Raw genomic sequence first — 20,235 nt, 5'->3', positions numbered from 1 at the left:
ATATTTTGCCGCCTCTTGATACCTCCCTGGATCTTGAGGCGGCTCAAGCGTCATGGCACTGAGTTGCCTGACTTTCGCGTCTTACAGTGTTCAATTCGGAATTTTTGAGAACCACGATCATGAAACATTTTTTGTTTGCTTGTAGCTTTGTTGCTTGCCTTAGCGTTGCCGGATGTGGAGGCAGTGATGGCGCACCATCTGCGGATGCAGTGAAGAGCTTTGTGACGGAAAACCCCGACATCGCGAAGCGTGCAGAGGATGCAGCAGCTGCCGAACAAAAGAGCATTGAAGAAGAGTATGACACGCCAATCGGAGGCGGGATTTAGGTCCACCGTTTGGATCAGTTCAATGGAGCTGGTCCGCATGCTTGGCCATTGCGATCGGTTGCTGCGCGGTTTTGCTCTCGAAAAATGCCTGGCTTTCCAGACGTTGCCTCGATGCTAGAAGAACTTCAGCAGCGACCGTGTGTTTTGTGTTGAGAACGAACACTGTTCGCCTCGCAAGATTTTCGTGCCGAAGGAGATTCCTTCGGCCGATGAGTGTGGGATTTAGCTTAAAGGCTAGTCGTTCAGGTTTCTTGTATTCCATAACGAACGACTCAGTCAACCACTCTCGATATAGTTAGTTTTTTTACTTCCTCCTTTATTAAAGGATCCGTTGAAATGAAAAGTAATTTTCACCGTTCCGCATTTACTTTAGTGGAACTGCTGGTGGTCATTGCGATCATCGGCGTTTTGGTCGGCCTGCTGCTTCCAGCAGTCCAGGCTGCTCGCGAAGCTGCCCGCCGCATGAGTTGTAGCAACAACTTCAAGCAAATCGGCTTGGGCGTTCACAATTACCATAGTGCGTATAAGCAACTCCCGACTCACAAGTCCGGAACCGGCCTGAACGCTGGCGTGACAACGTGGGGCGACGAACTTGGCAACGGGGTCGCGCAAGCCGGCCGAACCAACAATGAGAACCTGAGCGCCTTCGTTGGCCTTTTGCCCTTCATCGAAAACCAATCGTTGTGGGAACAAATTAGCAATCCAGGTGCTCCGGACGCAAGCGGTAACGGCAGTACGTTCCCAGCGATGGGAACGAACCCAGACGACGACGGTGGCTTTTCCGCTGCCCCCAATCACTACGGCCCTTGGTCAGAAGAGACGCCCGCTTTCCGTTGTCCCAGCGACCCCGGCAAGAGCAAGCCACCCGGCTATGCGCGGATCAACTACGCGGTCTGTCTTGGTGACACCATCATCAATACATCGGACGGACCGACCGACGGCACGCTCTCGCGAACCAGCAACGCCGGCCAGATGGCTCGCGCCAATTGCCGTGGCTTTTTCGTCCCCCGACAAACGTCGAAGTTTCGGGACATTTTGGATGGTCTCTCGAATACCATCATGATGGGTGAAATCATTACCGATTTGACCGACCGTGATAAGCGCAGCGACAGCCGCACCGGACTTACCGCTGCTGACTTATCTTTGAACCCTACCCTTTGCAACGATGCCTCCGACGCACTTCGCCCGAAGTTCTGGGCTTCTGGGACATCTCGAATTGCCAATGGTGCCAACGGCCGTCGCGGTCGTGGATTGCGATGGGCAAGCGGAAGTCCGTTGTATACGGGCATGACGACAGTCCTGCCGCCGAACGCGGCGACCTGCTTGGCGACCGAAGGCTTGTACGATGGCTCTGCGATTGTCAGTGCCGGCAGAGAAGACAAGAACTACGCGCTCTGTCCCCCTTCAAGCCGCCACCAAGGTGGATGCCACGTGCTGATGGGTGATGGTGCCGTCAAGTTCATTACGGATTCGATCGAAGCAGGCGGCAGCACGTCGCCCATGGTTCACCGTATCCATACCGCCGCCGGAACCGTTCCAGCAGGGGTTGCAAGCCCTTACGGGCTGTGGGGATCGCTGGGTACCCGTGCGACGAAAGAAGTCATTGAAGAAGAACTATAGAGACTCCCTCTTGTCAAGGCATCGAAAATAGCCAGCCCGGCTTTTGATGTTGTGAGCTAAAGACTCGTATATCCCTTTGTTCGCCGCTTGGCGAGCAGAGGGATTTTTTTTGTGCAGACAACAGACACGAGTTCGGCATCGACCGGGTTTCGTCGCCAGCGATTGGCCGTCAACCAACGCACCTTAGGATCGAGCGCGGAAAAATGTACGATGGGCATTCTTGCCCGTCGCGAACATCTCGGGCAAAAGTACCCGAGTTACGGTAGCTATTTTCCGCTCGATCCTTAACCGTCGTGAATAGCCTTGCTGACATGCCCGCATTGCGAGTGCCGACGCTGCAGAAAATGTGTCGCATTTCATTTCGGATGCGTCGCAATTCATCCTCGGCAGCCGTTCTTTTCCACTTAGCATTTGATAAACCAACCAGACTATTCTGGGGAAGTCGCGTCAGGGTTCGATCCATCACATCGTCGTCGCAATCTGATAACCTTTGATTTTGAAACCGTTGCTTGTTGCCCGCCAAATTCAAAGAGCACCCGTTCTCGCAATAAACGGGTGCGAGCATCTCCAAGAAGAATGAACATGAAAGAATACGCTCGTTGTCTGCTTGCGATTGTCGCTGCTGCGTTTCTGGGTTCCGCCAACGCACAGGAAATGGAAAAGATGTGGGGCGACCAAGTGGTCAAGCTCCGCGCCGAAAATGCCGATCGCGGACAATTGTTCGACGAAGGCAACTATGCGATGTTCATCCACTGGGGGTTGTATTCGCTGCTTGGCAACGAGGTTGACGGCAAGACCTACTACGGGATCGGCGAATGGATCATGAATCCTCGCATGGCTGGAATTCCCATCGACGATTACAAGCAACTTGCCGGCAAGTTCAATCCCACCCAGTTCGATGCCAAGGAAATCGCTCGCATCGCAAAGGATGCGGGAATGAAATACATCGTCATTACCGCCAAGCATCACGACGGCTTCGCGATGTATGAATCGAAGGCCAACGATTTCAATATCGTTGACGCTACGCCGTGGAAGAAGGATCCAATGAAAGAACTTGCCGCGGCGTGCCGCGAAGCTGGGCTAGGATTTGGGTTCTATTACTCACACAACCAAGACTGGACGTTTCCCGGCGGTGGCAACGGACCGACAGAAGACGAGAACGGAGATCCGGCAACCTTCGACGATTACTTTGAAAAGAAGTGTTTGCCCCAGGTCAACGAAATCACCACCGAATACGGTCCCATCGAGTTGGTCTGGTTCGACACGCCGGGAAAGATGCCAAAACACTACGTCGAGCAACTCGTGGATCTTGTTCACAAGAACCAACCACGAGCGCTGGTGTCGGGCCGCGCGGGTCACGACCTGGGTGACTATCAAACGTTGGGCGACATGGAAGTACCACGCCACAACATCGAAGGGATGTGGGAAAGCGTTGATACCACCAACGATTCATGGGCGTACGCTTGGTACGACGAATATTGGAAGTCGCCGAAAGAGATCCTTCACCGCTTGATCGCATGCGTCGGACGCGGCGGAACTTACATGCTAAACATCGGCCCGCAAGGCGATGGAGCAGTACCAGCGCGGGCCACCAAGACCCTGACCGATGCGGGCGATTGGATTTACCGCTACCCACAGGTCGTCTACAACACCGATGCGTCGCCTTGGCAACACGCTTTGCCTTGGGGCGATGTAACTCGCAAAGACAACACGCTGTTTCTATGCGTGTTCGATTGGCCCACATCGGGCAAACTTCACTTGCCCAACCTGAAGACGTCGATCAAATCGGCTCAACTACTGGGAAGCGATCAACCGGAATCGCTGAAATGGTCGCGTGAAGTCGACTGGACCGTGATCAACGTGCCGCCAAGTGCGCCCGAAAAACTCGTTTCGGTGATTCAAATAGAATTGGAATCGGAACCCGAAGTGGATCCGGTTTGGGCAATTGATCCTGAACACGCGACGGAAGTGCTGGCCGAGTTCGCCGAAGTTGACAATGCCGAGAAGTCACCGAAACGATGGATGGAAAAGTTCGGCGAGTGGAAGGGCATTGTCCATGCACACGGATTCGAAAAGGGTGGCGCCGCGTCGTGGGATGTCGATGTTCACAAGCCAGGCGAATACAACGTCGCACTCACATACTCAGGAACGGGGCGCTTGGTGTGGGAGGTTTCCGTCGATGGTGGCGAGAAGATCCAGAACCAACAAAACTCCTCGCACAACTATCAATCGTTTCCCATCGGCTGGATCCATTTCCCAGAGCCCGGCCGCTACAAAGTTTCGGTCCGATGCGTGGATGGAGACATCAAGTCGTCCAGCTTGAAAGCGATCGAGTTCGAACCGATCGAATAGCGCATTTCCTTAACCAACATGACGAACTTGATGAATGGCCCCAACGTTGCCTGGATCACACTGCTAGTAGTTTGCACCTGCGTCGCCGAAGCGGCCGAACCATCGCGCGATGAGAGTTCCAAGCCCGCCGTTTTCCCCGGGTTCACTTGGGATCGTGTGCCGCTGAACATTCACTTCGGAAAACGCACGACCGACTTGACCGATGGCGAGGTTGATTTTCTGGCCAACCACAGCCGGTTCATCGTGCTGGAAAAGAGCCATGGAGCCCGCGTCCACGGAAGCACCGAAGCCGGCATCGCTGACTCGGCGCGGCGGATCGTGGCGAAAAATCCTGATGCGAAAGTACTTTTCTATTTGAATGCGATGATCAATTGGCCCGGGTATGTTGCGTATGAATCGTATCAACCGGAATGGACGCTACGAAACGCTGCCGGCGATGTCGTCACACACCCGTCCGGTACGCCGCGTCCGGATCCGTCCAACGCAGCGTTTCGCCAGTGGTGGTCGGACATCGTCGCGAAAGCGAACCACGACGCTCCCCTTGGCGGCGTGTTCATCGACGCGCTTCCCCAAGCGATTTCGCCGGGCCTGGCCAAACAGATTGGCGACAAGAAAGCGAGCGAGGTGGTCGCGGGTCTTCGCGAGATGATCGTGATGACGAAACGCAAACTCGGCCCCGACAGCATTGTTTTGGTCAACGGTTTGCGAGCAACGGATTTTCGCGAGATCCTTGATTGGGAAGGCATCGATGGCGTCATGATTGAACACTTCGATGCATTTCATTCGACGTCGGCGGAAGACATCAAAGCCGACATCGATTCCATCGCGATTGCCGCGTCGAAGGGAAAGTTTGTCGTCATCAAAGGGTGGCCGGGATTCAACTGGCTTGATCGCGAGATGATGAAACGTCCGCACGCCGAGTTGCTTGAACTGGCCCGTCAACGCATCACGTTTCCGCTCGCATGCTTCCTGATCGGCGCGCAACCCGGTTCACACTTCTGTTATTCCTGGGGATACACCGACATCAACGGAATGCTTGACGACTACCCCGAACTCGATCGGCCCCTCGGTCCACCGAAGTCCGCTGCGACGTGGGACGGCATGACCGCTACACGAGACTTTCAACACGCATCTATTTGGATTGATCTTTCGAATCGCGATGCTCGCATCGACTGGAATTTAGAATGAATAAAATGTTCGCTTTGATCATCACCGCCTTTGTTGCAACGACTGGATTGGCCGCAGACGACCCGCCCAAGCCCAATATCATTTTCATATTCGCCGATGATTGGGGATACGGCGATTTGGGAATCCACGGCAGCACCTTTTGCAAGACGCCGAACCTAGACCGGATGGCGAGCGAGGGCATCGACTTTGCGAACTTCACGGTCAACAGCCCCGTCTGTTCGCCTAGCCGGGTTGCCGTGATGACGGGTCAGTTCCCGGCAAGGCAATGCGTCCACCAACACTTCCAAAGTATTGGCGCCCACATCAAAAGGGGCATGCCCGACTGGCTCGATCCGCAAGCTCCGATGCTGCCTCGCATGCTGAAAAGTGCCGGCTACAGAACCGGGCACTTCGGGAAATGGCATCTCGGCAGCGTCGCTGACTCACCGTCCGAAGACGCCTACGGCTACGACCGCTATGCGACGTTCAACGGGTCGGGAAAAAACGAAATCAAAAAAGATGGCATGGCATCGGTGGACCATGCTGTTGAGTTCATTCGAGAATTCAAGGACCAACCCTTCTTTGTCAATCTGTGGCTTCATGAAGCGCACTTGGCACACTATCCACAAGATCGGTTCATGGAACAGTTCAAGGATTTGAGCGAACAGCAAAGAGTTTATGCGTCCATCATCGCCGAGGCAGACGAAGGTGTTGGACGAGTGTTCGCGTTGTTGAAAGAATTGAAAATCGACGAGAATACGCTGGTCGTTTTCTCGACCGACAACGGCCCCGAAGTGACACGTGATGAGACACAGAAATTTCACGACAAGGAAAAAATTGGCTTGGGCGGCTATTACTCGGTCGGCGAAACCGGCGGATTGAAAGGCCGAAAACGAGCACTTTTCGCTGGCGGGATTCGGGTGCCGTTCATCGTTCGCTGGCCAGGAATTGTGCCGCCCGGAAGAACCGATTCGACGTCGGTGATTACCGCGGTCGACTTGTTGCCGACGTTCCTGGAGGTTGCCGGCGTGCCGTTACCCAAGGACTTCGCGCCCGATGGCGAAAGCGTGTTCGCCGCGTTCAAAGGTGAGCCAGTAACAAGGACCAAGCCGATTTTCTGGGAATGGAAGGGCGGCGATTCACATGAGTACACATGGCCTTCACTCGGTGTCCGTGAGGGCAAGTGGAAACTGCTGGTCAACAAAGAAACGCAGATGGCGGAGTTGTACGATTTGGAAAGCGACTGGGCCGAAAAGAACAATGTCGCGACCGGCCATCCTGAGGTCATGGAACGTTTGACCGAAAAATTGGATGCGTGGAAGGACTCGTTGCCGACGGCGCCGAGCGAAAATAGTCTTTCAGAGAAACGGAAAAAGAAATGAGTCAATTCAAACAATTGCGTTTCGCGGTGCTGGCCGTTTTGCTGACCTGCTGTTGCGAGCACGCCCGATCCGTCGAACCGTCGCCGGCGGATCCCGCGAAGCCGAACGTCGTCATCTTCGTGGCCGACGATATGGGTTGGGGCGACTCGGCGACTTACGGCAACGAGCTGATTCAGACGCCCAACATGGATCGAATGGCTTCGCAGGGCGTGAAGTTCATGCAGTGCTATTCTGCTTGTGGCGTCTGTTCGCCCTCGCGTTCAGCCATCCTGACGGGACGGACTCCGTATCGAAACGGCGTCTGGCGTCACTTGTCTGGGATTCACGACGCCCATCTGCGAGAAAGCGAAATCACGTACCCCGAATTGCTCAAAGAAGCTGGCTACGAAACGTGTCACGTCGGCAAATGGCACCTCAACTCGAGCCAGCATTTCAATAACCCGGAATTTCCTCAACCGGGCGAACATGGGTTCGACTACTGGATGTACACGCACAACAACGCGAGTCCCAGCCACAAGAATCCCAATAACTTTGTTCGCAACGGCGATCCCGTCGGCGCGACGCAAGGCTATTCGGCGCAGTTGGTTGCAGCCGAGGCGGCGCACTGGTTGAAAGACGTGCATGATCCTTCGAAGCCGTTTGCAATGTCGGTCTGGGTGCACGAACCTCACTCACCCATTGCAACGGATACGCGGTTTGAATCACTGTACAAGGGACACAAGAACAGCAAGTACATGGGCAACATTACCCAGATGGACAACGCGTTGGGCATGGTCATGGACGCGTTGGATGCGCAGGGCGTCAGCGAAAATACGCTGCTGTTTTTCACATCCGATAACGGTCCCGTCCCCGGTTTCGGAGGCGTGACAGGTGGCTTGCGAGGCCACAAACGCAGCGATCATGAAGGTGGTATCCGGGTGCCAGGCCTTGCGCGTTGGCCGGGTCACATCGCACCGGGAACGACCAGCGATGTTCCCGTGATCGGAACCGACATCTTTTCCACCGTATTGGACATCGTCGGGATTCCGATTCCCGCCGATCGAACGATCGATGGTGTCAGCATGGTGCCCGCGTTTGCCGGCACGTCGGTCCAACGCACGGTGCCCTTGTTCTGGCGGACGCATGTTTCCCCAGCGGACGATCGGGTCGCGATGCGGATCGGCGATTGGAAAATCGTGGGTAACGACACGCTGACGCAATTCCAACTTTACGAAATCCAGAAAGACTGGAAAGAAGAAACCGACCTAGCTGAAACGATGCCTGATAAGACGGAGGAGATGAAACAGATTCTCTTCAAGACATGGGCCGACATCGAAGAACAGGGGCCCAGTGAGTGGTGGAAGGGTGAACGCCAAAAACCAACTGCGAATGCAAAGCTGAACTACTAACAACCGCCACGATTTGGTCGCCATCGGCAACCTCACAGGCTCTCATTACTGAACGATACGCTTGACTATGAAAACGCTACTTTCACTTGTCGTACTGCTGTTGCTGACTTCGCTGGGGCCCATGGGTTCTTCGTTGAGTGCGGCCGATCCAAGGCCCAAACCCAATGTCGTGTTGATCTTGACCGACGATTTGGGCTGGCAGGATGTGAAGTGCTACGACATCGACGAACCTTCGCCGACCGAGACGCCGCATCTGGATGCGTTTGCCAAGCGAGGCGTGATGTTTTGGCAAGCGTACTCGCCCGCGCCGACGTGTGCGCCCAGTCGCTGTGCGATCATGAGTGGCAACCATCCCGCCAGGGCGCAGAAAACGCATGTGGTCGGTGGCGCGCCGCCCATGGCACGGAACAAACACACTCGCATGATGGATCCGTGGTACAGCGGGCGGATGCCGGCCGACGAAATGACGCTCGCCAAGGCACTTGGTCACAACGGTTACACCACTGGCCACGTCGGTAAATGGCACATCGCGATCGATCACCATGCGTTCCCCCAACCGATGGATGTTGGTTTCGACTTCACGCGTTCGGATCGCGGTGCTCACTCGGCACCGAAAGATCGCCTCGACGGATTTGCAACGGATGACGCGAACGATCCGTACCGTTTGGATAAAGATGGATTCCCTTACCACCAAAACAACGAAGACGCCCTCGACTTTTTGCGTCAAAACAAAGACGAACCGTTCTTTCTTTACTACGCGACGTGGTTGGTCCACTCGCCAATTCACACGCGATCAAAAGCACTTTTGGACAAGTATGTACAAAAACTTGGCGTCGATCCGCGTCGCACGAATACAAAAGAAGTTCCTGGCCAGCTAAACCCGTTCTACTGTGCAATGGTCGAAATGCTAGACCATTACGTCGGCCAAGTGATTGACTACATGGATGAAACCGACGATCCACGTTGGCCAGGGCACAAGTTGAGCGAGAACACATACGTCATTTTTACGTCGGACAATGGTGGGATGGAAGGCGGACCCGACGAACGATACACCGACAACAATCCACTGGACCGCGGAAAAATTTCGGCCAAGGAAGGTGGAACTCGCGTGCCATTGTTCATCGTTGGCCCCGGAATCAAGCAAGGTGTGCAATCCAATGTGATGGTCAATGGACTCGATTTTTATCCGACCATCTTGTCGTTGACGGGATCGGAGTCTCCAACTGGAAAGCATCTAGATGGCTGCGATCTTTCACCTTTACTGTTGAACGAACCGACTGACGGGGGACTCGTAAAATTCGCCGATGGAAGCGTGCGAGACACGATGATGTGGCATTTTCCACATGGCGTCGCACTGGAGAGCACAATCCGGACCGGAGACTACAAGCTGATCCGCAACTACGACCATGTAAACACCGAGACACCGGAACTGGAACTGTTCCGACTGTACGATTCCAGTGGCGGTACTCCGCAGCGTGTGGATATCGAAGAAGCCATCAACCTAGCGTCCGACTTGCCCGAAAAAGCAGCGACGATGAATCGACAACTGTCGGACATGTTGACGGAAATGAATGCCAGCTATCCCAGTTACAACCCAAACTGTGCCGATGATCTTCCTGGAAAAGAAAGCGTTTGCTCGGTTCTGTCTCATGTGAAGACGGGCAACACCGTCGAATTCGCATTTCGCGAGAACGGCGCGAAGATTGTGCGCAGCGACTTGATCTACACGACGAACGGAAACCAAAAACACGAGGAATGGTTTCACGCACCGGCAACTCTGACGGACAACATGAAAGTGACGGTCGATCTTCCCGGCGGAACGACTCACTACTTGCTAAATCTTATCGACGAAAACAATTTCCTGCGAAGCTATCCGGAGGCCGGCAAGGCGAAGGGCGGATTTGCGAACCAAGCGATTTCGGTCGCCGATGATAATGGCGAACCGAAGAAGAAACCAAACGCGAAGCAAGCTACTTCGTTTGTCGAAAAGGACGCCAACAAGGATCAACAGATCACGCATGCCGAGTACATCGGCCACTTTGCGGAAGGCTTCGCAAAAAAGGACAAGAATGGAGATGACGTGCTAACACCGGACGAGCATTCGCACGCATCTTTTGCCGGCGCGGACCAGGACAAAAATGGAAAGTTGACTCGCGAGGAGTTTCATTCCATTTTTGATCGTCAGTTCAGAAACATCGACAAAGACGGTGACGGAGCGATCACCGCCGGCGAATGGAATCGTTGATTCCATTTCGACGAGATGCTTGACCGGTACGTCTACCAAACGAGCCCGGCATCGCCGAGGCGTTTCTTGGTTTCGACCATCAACACGTCTTCATCGGCTTCGGTCGGGGCGACGTAAGTGACGCTGAACCGCAAGAACGCTCCCGCGTCGTCCCACGGCACGGTGACGATGCCGAACTGTTCGATCAGGTGACGCGTCGCGTCTTCGGCGGCGGCAAACGTTTCGCCCGACTTGGTGCCGGAGGGTGACTTGGCGTACAGGAAATAGGTCCCGCCGGGGACTTCGCATTCGAACCCACATTCCTTCAACACCGCGACCAATTTCTTCATGCGGCGGAGGTACTTCGATCGGATGTTTTCGGGAATCGCGTCGTCGTCCAGTGCTGCGGCAGCGGCTTTTTGCGTGGCGATAAACTGGCCGCTGTCCGAGTTGTCTTTGACGTCGGCGAACGCCGATACGATCCGCGGGTGGCCGCATACGAACCCCATCCGCCAACCGATCATGTCGTAGCCCTTGCTCATCGAATGGACCTCGACACCGACGTCCATCGCGCTTTTTGTTTTGCAACATCAGTGTGACGCGGGACGCCCTTGTTCTGAAACACCAATCCGAGGTTACGCAATGCCGCGAAACCGACGCACCTCAATCAACCGTCAAACTGCGCCCTGAAGAGACCACACCCCCGAAGCCCCAAAGCGATGCCATGTGAATGGGACTCCACGGGATAGAGTCCTGATCGACCGCGTCATCCTCCCAGCCGAAATACCCGACCTTTTTGAGGTTGCGGTTTACCTCATCGCCGTGTTCAACAAGTAATTGAACGACATCCGGTCGCCCCGCGGTGATCGCAAACTGCAACGGAAAGTATGTGTCAACTTGATCACTCAGGCTTTGCGGGCGATCCTGTAACAAATATTCGATGCGTTCGATCATCCCCAACCCACAGGCTGAATGCAGATCGATCCAGGCGCCGTGATCGATCAACAACTTCGACGGGTTACCGCTCTTCCGCTTTCTGATCGATGCGAGCTGCAGCAGAGTCATGCCGAAACCCATCGAATGGTTCGTTGGCCGCCTCTCGGCAATCGTAGCGAGATGCGGTTGATCGCCTGCGCAAGATCCGAGTAGCTCAGCTAACCGATCGTCGTCGCCCTGCGTGATCGCGTCGATATAGTCGCGTTCGTTTAGCATGCCGCGGACCTAAGGTTAGAGTTCGATGCGCGAAGAACAGAGCCAGTCACAGCGTGGCGGCGATCCAGGTCAATTCGTAAAACCTTCCAACCTCCACTCCGGTACACGCGATGGCTTCCCACCGGCCGGGTGATCATTGCATCAGCCGGATGAAGCAATACATTGTCGGGACATGAGCTTGATAGAACGCAACCACCGCCGCTACGGTGGACATGATGGTGATCCGTCGTATTTTCCGGTCAATGGGGAGGCCGTGACAGCGGTGCCAATGCAACAGATCATGAGCATCGAGTTTCCGACCGTCGAGTAGTCGAATCGCATCCCAATCACGGCGTTTGCACCCATCTTTGTAGCGCGTGCGGCCATCTCGGACATGGCCGTGTTTCGGCCGCGAACGAGCAACGTTTCGTATTGGCTAGAACGGCCCCCGACTACGTCGGTGACGGCGGCAAAAAAGTCTCGCAGCACGTTCGCGCCATAGATGGTTTCGCCGAAAACAGGCCCGAAGTAATGGTCGATGGAATGCGTAGAAAACGACGGCGTTGTCGTGATGAGCATGTTGACGTGCGCCGGTTCGGCGCGCGGATCACTTCCAGGTCGTGGAGCGCGGCATGTCCAGCAGATGTTGTAGCCGAGATCCGTCTCACCGTTGCATGATGGGCATGTCCAAGGCATTTCAAAAAGCTCGTAGTGCGCGGGCGCTCACTCGGACAGTATTACACATTGAAGAGTGGCGGACGAGCAACTTTACGAAAATGAAAATGCATTCCCCCTACGCTCCGCAAAACCCATGCTCATTCATCGTTGTGCATCAGGCAAGATGGCCCGGAACCGGTTCAGTGAAAGGTCATTCCTTTGAAAGCAGTACCAAGCAGAAGGCACGAACGCCGCCACGCATTGCACCCACAGCGGAAGATCCGCACGGCGTCTCACGGATCGGCACCCATCCGTCCGCCAACAGATCAGGAAGGACCCGCAATTCGTCTGCTGAATACCCTGTGACTTCAGGACGGCTTTCGTCGCCGTAAAGATGCCAGCTCCCACCGTCCGCCAGGTCGACAACTACATAACGGTATTGCATCAAAAAACTCGTTGAGGTGCTCCGGGTGGCGAGAGGTTTCGATCCGCGGATGGACAACGGTCATTCGGAAAGCGATCGAGGCCGACGGACCGGGCGAGTTCATTTTCAATTTGCATGATAACCGCGAGTCTGGCTCCGCGTGCACCACGTGGTTGTTGTTCTCAATCAGATCGTCATACGCCGACAGGATCGAAGCGATCTTCCGTTGGGTCGGAACTGACGGAAGCGGAATCTCGACGGTCTCGATTTTGTAGATACCAAGTTTGGGTTGAGCAGCACCACCTGCCAATACTTTCATCTGACCCTGTGCGTCGTCGCCTAAAAGCGAATATCGCAGGAAACCTTGCGTCACCTTTCCATTGTTTGTCAGCCGCACACAGTTTTCAGTTAGATTCGCACCGTCGAGATTGGGAGGGACAATTCCCATTTCTCCGACATTGGCACCAACAATGGTTATGCAAACGTCCCCTGTGGTTACTCGGTAGCGTGACAGTCGGTTTGCCACATCTTCCGGTAAGTAAACAGCGTCCTGAATCTTGACAATGCCTTCACCAACATCTCTGGCTCGAATGTAGGGGTGTCGTGTTGGTTCGGAACTGAACTGCTCGTTTGGCCTTAGTCGCTTTCCTCCTTTGATCGTGACTAAGTCGCCGATTCGGATTCTGGGATAAAGCGTCACGTCGCCTCCTCCAACAACTTGGCGACGTTGTTCGCAATCCGCTCTTCCAACTCGGACGCTTCGCTGTTCAAGACCTCCAACTCTTCGTTGAGTTCTTCCAGCCGCTCGGCAAAGACAAAATCGTCTTCCTCACGATCCGCCACGCCGACATACCGACCGGGATTCAGGCTCCAGCCCTGTGCTTCGATCTCCTCCAACGTGGCGACCCAGCAAAGTCCCGCCACGTCCGCGTATTTCAGCTTCGGGAAGGTGGCCTTCAAATCCGGTTCCTCACCGGGAACTTCTTCATCTTCACCCGCCACGAACTCAGGCTGCTCACCCCGATACAGCCGCACGATGTTGGCCAGATACTCGATCTGCTGGGGACTGAACTTGCGGTGTGCCCGGTCGACCTGCCGGAACGTGTGCCGGGCGTCGATGAACAGGACCTTGTCGCGCCGCCAACCGAGATTATCGGAACCCGAAGCGTGAGCGAGGGACTTGCTGGCTTTGTCCTTGGTGCTGGTATCCCTCGCTGACGCGTCGGGTTGCGATTTCGCTTTGTCAAAGAACCAGAGCGTGCAAGGGAGCGTCACCGTGTAGAAGAAGTTCGGACCGATGGCGACCATCACATCGACGGCGTGCGACTGGAGCAGTTGCTTGCGAATCTCCATCTCCGACTGGCGAGCGTCGGCGGCGGAGTTCGCCATCACAAAACCGGCTCGGCCCGTGTCGCTGAGGCTGCTGTAAAACCGTTGTATCCAGAGGTAGTTGGCGTTGTCGGGCCGTGGCATCCCGAACGGGTAGCGGGGATCGTCTTTGATCTTCTCCTTATCCACCTTGTCGACGTTGAACGGGGGATTGGCCATCACGAAGTCGAATTTGCCGAGACTGTCGTGGGGGTCTTCGTAGTAGCTGTTCCCCAAGCGAATGTCGCCGGACAGCGAATGCACGGCAAGGTTCATCATGCACAGTTGCCGGGTCTCTCCGACTCGCTCCTGACCGTAGCAGGAGATTTCCACCGAGGGATTGTTCTGGTGGGCTTTGATGAACTCGGCACTCTGAGCGAACATGCCGCCCGATCCACACGCCGGGTCGTAGATGCGTCCGTGGTACGGCTCGATGATCTCGACGATCAGCTTGACCAGCGAGGTCGGCGTGAAGAACTCACCACCCCGTTGTCCTTCGGCACGGGCAAAGTTGCCAAGGAAGTATTCGTAAATCTTGCCGAACGTGTCGCCTTCGGCATCCATCGCGATCTGAGAGAAGTTCTTCAGCAGCGAGACCAGGATGGCGTTGTCGATCTTGGTGTAGGTTCGCGGCAGAACGCCCTTGAGGTCGACGTTTTCGGCCTCGACCGACTTCATCGCCTCGTTGATCGCCTTGCCGATGTTTTCGCCTTCGGGCAGGGAAAGCAGATGTGAGAACCGGGCCTCAGGCGGCACGTACATCACGCCTTTGGCTTGGTAGTCTTCCTTGCCGATCTTGCGACGCCCCGTGCCTTTGCCCGCAAGTTCCTGTTCGGCGATCGTGAACCGATGATCGGCGTACCGAAGGAATATCAGGCCGAGGACGGGTACAGCGTATTCGGATGACTTGAGGTCGGAGTTAGCGCGGAATTCATCGGCAGCATCCCAGAGTCGTTTTTCGGTGTCGGAGTGGTTGTTGGCCATGATGTTCTGTCCGTTCCTTTCGCCAGCGAGCGATCGCTTGTTCCCTATCGATTGGGATCAGCGTAAGACTCCCCCCCCACAGCAAACAAGCAGGAGACCGTCTCATGACAACGTTTGGCAAACGAGTCCGGATGCTGGGGAAAGTGAAGCTGGCCTCGATGCGAACGTGGCTTAACATCGACACCTGAATCGGACATCGTCCAAGGCTGGTCGGTGCTCCTTTTTTCGGAGATTCAGAAGCCGCGAGATACGCCGGTCAGCGGTGGCGTGACAGCGAGTTGGAAACCTCGAAACGCAAATCGTTTTGAATGCGAGGCTTGGGTCGATTGGGGCTAACCACACAGCCATGAAAAAAAGCCGGCGTAAAAATACACCGGCTTCTGTTGACTCAAAGAAGGCGACGGTGGGATTCGAACCCACGAATAAAGGATTTGCAATCCTTCGCCTTAGCCACTTGGCCACGTCGCCGTTTAGATAATGCGGAAACTAGAGAAAGACTGACGAACAGTCAAGAACGGTAGTTCCGCATGTTTCTGTTATCTGTACCAGATACGACGTATTTATCGGGCCTGGGGTGTGGAGACTTGACCGAGATTCCGAGAAAATTTCCTCAGTAAGTACCTAGCGGGCGACGCTCGACACCCGAAAGCAACTGCGTCAACGCGATACGCAGCTCGCGAACCTTCAACGGCAACGGCAGCAATTTTCGGGTCGGCGATCGACGAGCAGACGCAATCAGGCTGGTTTGTCGACGGTCCACCAACAATAGTGCCGGTATCTCGGCGGTGTGTTCGTCGGATCCAAACTTGTTGTAAGCCTCGACCGCCAACGATCCGAGTTCGGCGGCGCCGAAAACCACACAATCGGCCGGCGGATCATCGTCCGGCGAAAATCGATCGAGCGCCCGGTTCGGATCCGAGATCACGAGCACTCGATAGCCGCGCGCCTTCAATCGCTCGCGAAACGCGTTCTGTAGCGCCGCTTTGGATTCCACCAACATGATGATGTAACCTTCGCCCTCGTTGGTCGGAATTTCATCCTCATCCGGCGAATCCGTCGACGAGATCGTGTTGTCCGAATTTGATCGCGTGGCTCCACTTTCAAGGATTTGCAACGCCTTTTTAACCTCTGCTTGCAGTGCGGCGGCCGACTGAATGCGTTTGTCTGGATTGAATTCGAGCGCCCGCTGCACCACTTGGTTGGCAATGCCGGGCACGTCCGGCACTCGCTCGTGAAGCGGCACAATCTCTTGAAAACGAGACACGTTCAATCGTTGCAATCGGTCACGCGTTTCCGTCAACGCTGGTACTCCCGCCAACATGTGATACAGCATGTTCCCGGCAAAGTAGACGTCGCTACGAGGATCGTCCTTGCGAACGCCTGTACCGCGTTCCAAAGCGGCGTAGTCGATCGCACGAGCATTCGGGCAGTCGGCCATTTTTTCAGGGTTGTTGCGGTCCGTGAGGGCCGCCAACCCGAAGTCCACCAACTTCGCTTTTCCATCGGACGATATCAGCACGTTCGACAACTTTAAGTCACGGTGGGCGATCCCCAGCGAAGAAGCGTACGCCAAACCCGAGGCAATCTCGTACATCAATCGCAGCGCCAAGTCGGCGGGCAACTTGCCTCGAATCCGAACCAACTCTCGCAGCGTTTGCCCTTCAACAAACTCCATCACCAGAAACGGATTGTGCACGTCCGGAACCACTTCCAAGATATCGACGATGTGAGGATGCCGAAGCCTCAATCCCATCCGACCCTCTCGCAGGAACTGCTCCAGTTCCCTCAGTTCATCGCGAAACCGTTTCCGCAAGACTTTAACCGCAAAGACTTCGCCACCTTTTTCGGCGCGATAGACGCGTGCGAACGTACCGGCACCAATCAAGTACAGGACCTTATAGTCACCGTAAAAATATCCCTTACGGTCGCCCTTTAAAATCTTCTCGGTTTGCAGAGTTGTGACCAGACCATTTCGCTGCATCACCTGGATCATGTCGTCGAGCGTATGGTCGCCCACGCCAAGTTCATTGACGGCCTGTTCGACCGAACGTCGGTCCGCGAGTCCAAGATCGGCCGCACGTTGTGCGAATTGTCGGGGGGTCAGATCACTCATCAATGGCCACGAGCAACAAATAGCTGGGGAATAAATGCGGAAAAAAGGGACCCCAACGGTCCTCTGCACCGGTCGTGTACCAGTTTACACGGAACCCGCCCAACGTGGCGGTCCAACGAAAAAGGGGACACCTTATGGTATCCCCATGCTTCGTTCGGTGTGGAACTGGCGTTTTCCGCCGATGAAGGTCCGCATTCCTATGAACGCTTTTGCTAACCCCTGGGGGCATTCCCGACCGAAAATCAGCCACAACAGCAGAATCATTATCTGCCGTCATCGCCGAATTATCGCATCAACTTTTCGAGCGCCGACAACGCTGACTTCGCTTCGTCAATGCTGCCGATTTCGGCAACCAATTGCTTCACCTTCATCAGCGCGTCGATCGAAACATCGCCGCTTCCAGCCGAGCTTGCTCGTTTCTTCTTGGTTGGGCGTCCGACGGCGCGTACCGATTTGACAGAACCCTTGGGGCGACCCGGACGACCCACTTTCTTTTTTCGCTTCGATGTCGACAAAATCGTGCTAACGAAACCGGCACTAACAGCAACACCCTTCTTGCTGAGGTCCGCAGCAATTTGTTTAGGCTTTAGAGTTGGGTTGTCTTTGCTGTAGTCACGAATCGCTTGCGACTTGTTGGGTCCGCCGGTTTTCTTCTTTGCCATGATCTGTTTACCTTTTCGACCGAGAATCGGTCTGCGTTGAGTGGAAGTTTGCCGAAACAGTCCGAGTTCAGCATGAATGCCCGCTTTAAGTTAGGCAATTTATACTGGTTGTCAATTGGCAAACTACATACGCGGCACGACACCGACACCTAGAATATTCAGTCCAAGGGCTAACACGCGTCCACATAAGCACACAAGCATCAATCGCGTTGCTTGAATCGCTTCCGACTCGGCGCGTAAGACGTGACAGCTCTCATTGAATTTTGAATAGACCTTTGCGGTCTCTAGCAAATACTCAACCAACAAATTTGGCGCGTAGTCTTTGTGAACAGCGACCAATGCTTCTTCGAATTTCAGCAGCATGAGCGCTAAGCTGCGTTCGGCAGGGTGCGTCAGTTCGATACCGTATTGCTGAACCATCGCAGTAACGTCGGACTCGGCCTTCTCGGCACGTTCCAAAATCTTTTGAGTACGGGCATAAGAATATTGAACATACGTTGATGTGTTTCCATCCAATGCGACCATTTTGTCGAGACTGAACCGATAATCGCTGGTTCGGTGGTGTCCTAAGTCCGCGAACTTAATGGCTCCGATTCCCACGATCTCTGCGATCGCCTGTTGCTCGGCTTCGTCCATGGGCGGATCAAACGATTGCAATCGATCAGGATTGCAAACGACTTGTCGAGCGCGTTCCACGGCGTCGTCTAGAAGACTCTCAAGTCCGATCAGAGATCCGCTTCTCGTCTTCATGGGTTTCCCGTCTTCACCCAGCACGGTGCCAAAGTTGACGTGAACCAGCTTCGCGTCGGTCATGCCGAGCTTTTTCGCAGCGGCAAACAACTTTTCGAAATGCTCGCTTTGACGCGTATCGACAACGTAAACGATTTCTGACGGTTGAAACGTTTTCAGTCGGTATTCGATCGTTGCTATGTCGGTGGTTGCATACAAATACGCACCATCCTGTTTCTGAACGATCATCGGCGCTTCGAATCCATCAAGGAATACGCACACGGCGCCGTCACTTGTGGATGCCAGACCGCTCGATGTCAATTTCTCAACAACACCCGCTAGCATCGGGTGATAAAAACTCTCTCCGAGGGTGTGGTCGAACTGCACATCTAATCGATGATAGATTCGGTTGATCTCGTCTTTGCAGTGGGGCAAAAACTTCATCCAAAGAGCAAGGTTCTGTTCATCGCCATGATGTAACTTTGCGGTTTCTTGCAGTACGGCTACATCGACGGTGCTATGTTTTTCGGCATCAGCCAGCAACGCAGCATTGGACTCAACGGCAGAAATTTTCCCCTGAATAGATATGAAATCATCATTCAGCGTGACGAGACGTCGCTGGGCCGCGGCGAGCAATTTATTCGCCTTCTTTTTCTCTTTGGCGTCTGCTTGTTCGGCGATTGCTTTTGAGGACACTACCTCTTGCTCAGCGGCGGCGATCTGGGCTTCCATCTTGGGAGCCGCATCCAAAGCTTTCCTGTATTCAATCAATTGATTGACGTGGCGATAAAGTTTTGACAATTCCGGAACGGGGTCTGCATCGACCACATCGGGGTCACCAAAATGTTTGTAACCGTAGATGATGATCCCAAATTGAGTCCCCCAGTCGCCGAGGTGATTGTCGGTAATCGTTTGGTAACCCAAGAACTTTAATGTTCTCGCGAGTGCGTCACCGATGACGGTGCTTCGGATGTGTCCGACGTGCATCGGCTTAGCCACGTTCGGCGAAGAAAAGTCGATCACGATATTCGTTGCCGAAGGCACCTCGGCGACGCCGCATCGCGAGTCACCGAGCATGTTCTTCAACTGGTCAACCAGGAATGCATCCTGCAGTTTCAGATTGATGAAACCTGGTCCGGCGACGGTGGGCTCTTCGCAAAAGTCGGCTACTTTCAAACGACTCACAAGCGTTTCGGCGACCCAGCGCGCATCTTGACCGATCTGTTTGCAAAGCGGCATCGCGGCGTTGCATTGATAGTCGCCGTGAATCGGATCCGTGGTTGCCCGAATCATGGACGCAAACGAATCGGGATCGTCGGTCAGCCCTTGGAGTGCGTCGACGAAACGTTGTTGCAATAGATGGGGGATGTGCATGATGCGACCTAGAAGCGGTTTTTGAGACGGAATCGGTCCGAGTCTCGATTCGTTTTAGCGGTTCGGCGGATTGTCGAAAACCTCGCACGCCCTTTGATCACTTGTTCCATACGATGGCGAGAAGGTGCCAAAGGCCATTGCGGCAATGACGGTCCAGTCAGATTCGACACGAAACCCAATTTTTCCGTGTCAACTCGGTTATCGAGTAGCAGAAATCGTCAGCGGTTTGACGATTGAGTACCGCTTGCATTCACAATGATTGGCCGTTTGGGCG

At 54.6% G+C, this 20,235-nt stretch carries 15 protein-coding genes, 1 tRNA gene and 1 pseudogene; 7 read left to right on the top strand and 10 right to left on the bottom strand.

What is annotated here, in order from left to right:
• Positions 1–119 precede the first annotated feature (119 nt).
• The 7 genes from Poly51_RS26055 (at position 120) to Poly51_RS26025 (ending at position 10,480) form a co-directional block, all read left to right on the top strand.
• Positions 120–326: a hypothetical protein gene (locus tag Poly51_RS26055; protein ID WP_146461599.1), complete on the top strand. Its 207-nt coding sequence runs from the start codon at positions 120–122 to the stop codon at positions 324–326.
• A 336-nt stretch (positions 327–662) separates the two neighbouring features.
• A complete protein-coding gene (locus tag Poly51_RS26050) occupies positions 663–1,946 on the top strand; it encodes a DUF1559 domain-containing protein (protein ID WP_146461597.1) in 1,284 nt (427 codons plus the stop codon).
• Between the two features lie 582 nt (positions 1,947–2,528).
• Positions 2,529–4,298, top strand: a complete 1,770-nt coding sequence (locus Poly51_RS26045; RefSeq protein ID WP_315853687.1) for an alpha-L-fucosidase — start codon at positions 2,529–2,531, stop codon at positions 4,296–4,298.
• Between the two features lie 30 nt (positions 4,299–4,328).
• Positions 4,329–5,486, top strand: coding sequence for a putative glycoside hydrolase (locus Poly51_RS26040; protein WP_186775815.1), 1,158 nt, complete (start codon positions 4,329–4,331; stop codon positions 5,484–5,486).
• Complete coding sequence (locus tag Poly51_RS26035; RefSeq protein ID WP_146461593.1) at positions 5,483–6,847, top strand: sulfatase family protein; 1,365 nt, start codon at positions 5,483–5,485, stop codon at positions 6,845–6,847. The genes Poly51_RS26040 and Poly51_RS26035 overlap by 4 nt, the downstream gene beginning before the upstream one ends.
• A complete protein-coding gene (locus Poly51_RS26030; RefSeq protein WP_146461592.1) occupies positions 6,844–8,235 on the top strand; it encodes a sulfatase-like hydrolase/transferase in 1,392 nt (463 codons plus the stop codon). Before Poly51_RS26035 ends, Poly51_RS26030 begins: the two co-directional genes overlap by 4 nt.
• A 67-nt stretch (positions 8,236–8,302) precedes the next feature.
• Positions 8,303–10,480, top strand: coding sequence for a sulfatase-like hydrolase/transferase (locus tag Poly51_RS26025; RefSeq protein WP_146461590.1), 2,178 nt, complete (start codon positions 8,303–8,305; stop codon positions 10,478–10,480).
• Positions 10,481–10,512: 32 nt separating this feature from the next.
• Here the strand turns inward: Poly51_RS26025 and Poly51_RS26020 are convergent.
• The 10 genes and pseudogenes from Poly51_RS26020 to argS all read right to left on the bottom strand — a co-directional run.
• Positions 10,513–11,031, bottom strand: a pseudogene (locus Poly51_RS26020) (aminotransferase class I/II-fold pyridoxal phosphate-dependent enzyme); the annotation flags it as partial.
• Between the two features lie 91 nt (positions 11,032–11,122).
• Complete coding sequence (locus Poly51_RS26015) at positions 11,123–11,671, bottom strand: ankyrin repeat domain-containing protein (protein WP_146461589.1); 549 nt, start codon at positions 11,669–11,671, stop codon at positions 11,123–11,125.
• 201 nt (positions 11,672–11,872) lie between these two features.
• Complete coding sequence (locus Poly51_RS26010; protein ID WP_222435927.1) at positions 11,873–12,229, bottom strand: YbjQ family protein; 357 nt, start codon at positions 12,227–12,229, stop codon at positions 11,873–11,875.
• A gap of 289 nt (positions 12,230–12,518) precedes the next feature.
• Entirely contained in the window at positions 12,519–12,752 is a 234-nt protein-coding gene (locus Poly51_RS30740; protein WP_186775823.1) for a hypothetical protein, read from the bottom strand.
• The gene (locus Poly51_RS31915; RefSeq protein WP_146461586.1) at positions 12,676–13,431 is read right to left on the bottom strand and encodes a restriction endonuclease subunit S; all 756 of its coding nucleotides are present in this window, start codon (positions 13,429–13,431) and stop codon (positions 12,676–12,678) included. Before Poly51_RS31915 ends, Poly51_RS30740 begins: the two co-directional genes overlap by 77 nt.
• Positions 13,428–15,083: a type I restriction-modification system subunit M gene (locus tag Poly51_RS26000; RefSeq protein WP_146461584.1), complete on the bottom strand. Its 1,656-nt coding sequence runs from the start codon at positions 15,081–15,083 to the stop codon at positions 13,428–13,430. Before Poly51_RS26000 ends, Poly51_RS31915 begins: the two co-directional genes overlap by 4 nt.
• 395 nt (positions 15,084–15,478) lie before the next feature.
• Positions 15,479–15,551 (bottom strand) — tRNA-Cys (locus Poly51_RS25995).
• Positions 15,552–15,693: 142 nt separating this feature from the next.
• Positions 15,694–17,196: a serine/threonine protein kinase gene (locus tag Poly51_RS25990; RefSeq protein WP_146461583.1), complete on the bottom strand. Its 1,503-nt coding sequence runs from the start codon at positions 17,194–17,196 to the stop codon at positions 15,694–15,696.
• A gap of 284 nt (positions 17,197–17,480) precedes the next feature.
• Positions 17,481–17,858: a hypothetical protein gene (locus Poly51_RS25985; RefSeq protein ID WP_146461581.1), complete on the bottom strand. Its 378-nt coding sequence runs from the start codon at positions 17,856–17,858 to the stop codon at positions 17,481–17,483.
• A 123-nt stretch (positions 17,859–17,981) separates the two neighbouring features.
• Entirely contained in the window at positions 17,982–19,961 is a 1,980-nt protein-coding gene (argS, locus tag Poly51_RS25980; RefSeq protein WP_146461580.1) for an arginine--tRNA ligase, read from the bottom strand.
• Between the last annotated feature and the right edge of the window lie 274 nt (positions 19,962–20,235).

This window comes from Rubripirellula tenax, assembly GCF_007860125.1.
In the GTDB taxonomy this organism is placed as follows: domain Bacteria; phylum Planctomycetota; class Planctomycetia; order Pirellulales; family Pirellulaceae; genus Rubripirellula; species Rubripirellula tenax.
This window is presented reverse-complemented; position numbering and strand designations above follow the sequence as displayed.

Excerpts from the sequence above, each read along its gene's own strand:
- Poly51_RS26055 (WP_146461599.1), top strand. The coding sequence starts at position 120 with ATGAAACATTTTTTGTTTGCTTGTAGCTTTGTTGCTTGCCTTAGCGTT.
- Poly51_RS26050 (WP_146461597.1), top strand. The coding sequence starts at position 663 with ATGAAAAGTAATTTTCACCGTTCCGCATTTACTTTAGTGGAACTGCTG.
- Poly51_RS26045 (WP_315853687.1), top strand. The coding sequence starts at position 2,529 with ATGAAAGAATACGCTCGTTGTCTGCTTGCGATTGTCGCTGCTGCGTTT.
- Poly51_RS26040 (WP_186775815.1), top strand. The coding sequence starts at position 4,329 with ATGAATGGCCCCAACGTTGCCTGGATCACACTGCTAGTAGTTTGCACC.
- Poly51_RS26035 (WP_146461593.1), top strand. The coding sequence starts at position 5,483 with ATGAATAAAATGTTCGCTTTGATCATCACCGCCTTTGTTGCAACGACT.
- Poly51_RS26030 (WP_146461592.1), top strand. The coding sequence starts at position 6,844 with ATGAGTCAATTCAAACAATTGCGTTTCGCGGTGCTGGCCGTTTTGCTG.
- Poly51_RS26025 (WP_146461590.1), top strand. The coding sequence starts at position 8,303 with ATGAAAACGCTACTTTCACTTGTCGTACTGCTGTTGCTGACTTCGCTG.
- Poly51_RS26015 (WP_146461589.1), bottom strand. The coding sequence starts at position 11,671 with ATGCTAAACGAACGCGACTATATCGACGCGATCACGCAGGGCGACGAC.
- Poly51_RS26010 (WP_222435927.1), bottom strand. The coding sequence starts at position 12,229 with ATGCTCATCACGACAACGCCGTCGTTTTCTACGCATTCCATCGACCAT.
- Poly51_RS30740 (WP_186775823.1), bottom strand. The coding sequence starts at position 12,752 with ATGCAATACCGTTATGTAGTTGTCGACCTGGCGGACGGTGGGAGCTGG.
- Poly51_RS26000 (WP_146461584.1), bottom strand. The coding sequence starts at position 15,083 with ATGGCCAACAACCACTCCGACACCGAAAAACGACTCTGGGATGCTGCC.
- Poly51_RS25990 (WP_146461583.1), bottom strand. The coding sequence starts at position 17,196 with ATGAGTGATCTGACCCCCCGACAATTCGCACAACGTGCGGCCGATCTT.
- Poly51_RS25985 (WP_146461581.1), bottom strand. The coding sequence starts at position 17,858 with ATGGCAAAGAAGAAAACCGGCGGACCCAACAAGTCGCAAGCGATTCGT.
- argS (WP_146461580.1), bottom strand. The coding sequence starts at position 19,961 with ATGCACATCCCCCATCTATTGCAACAACGTTTCGTCGACGCACTCCAA.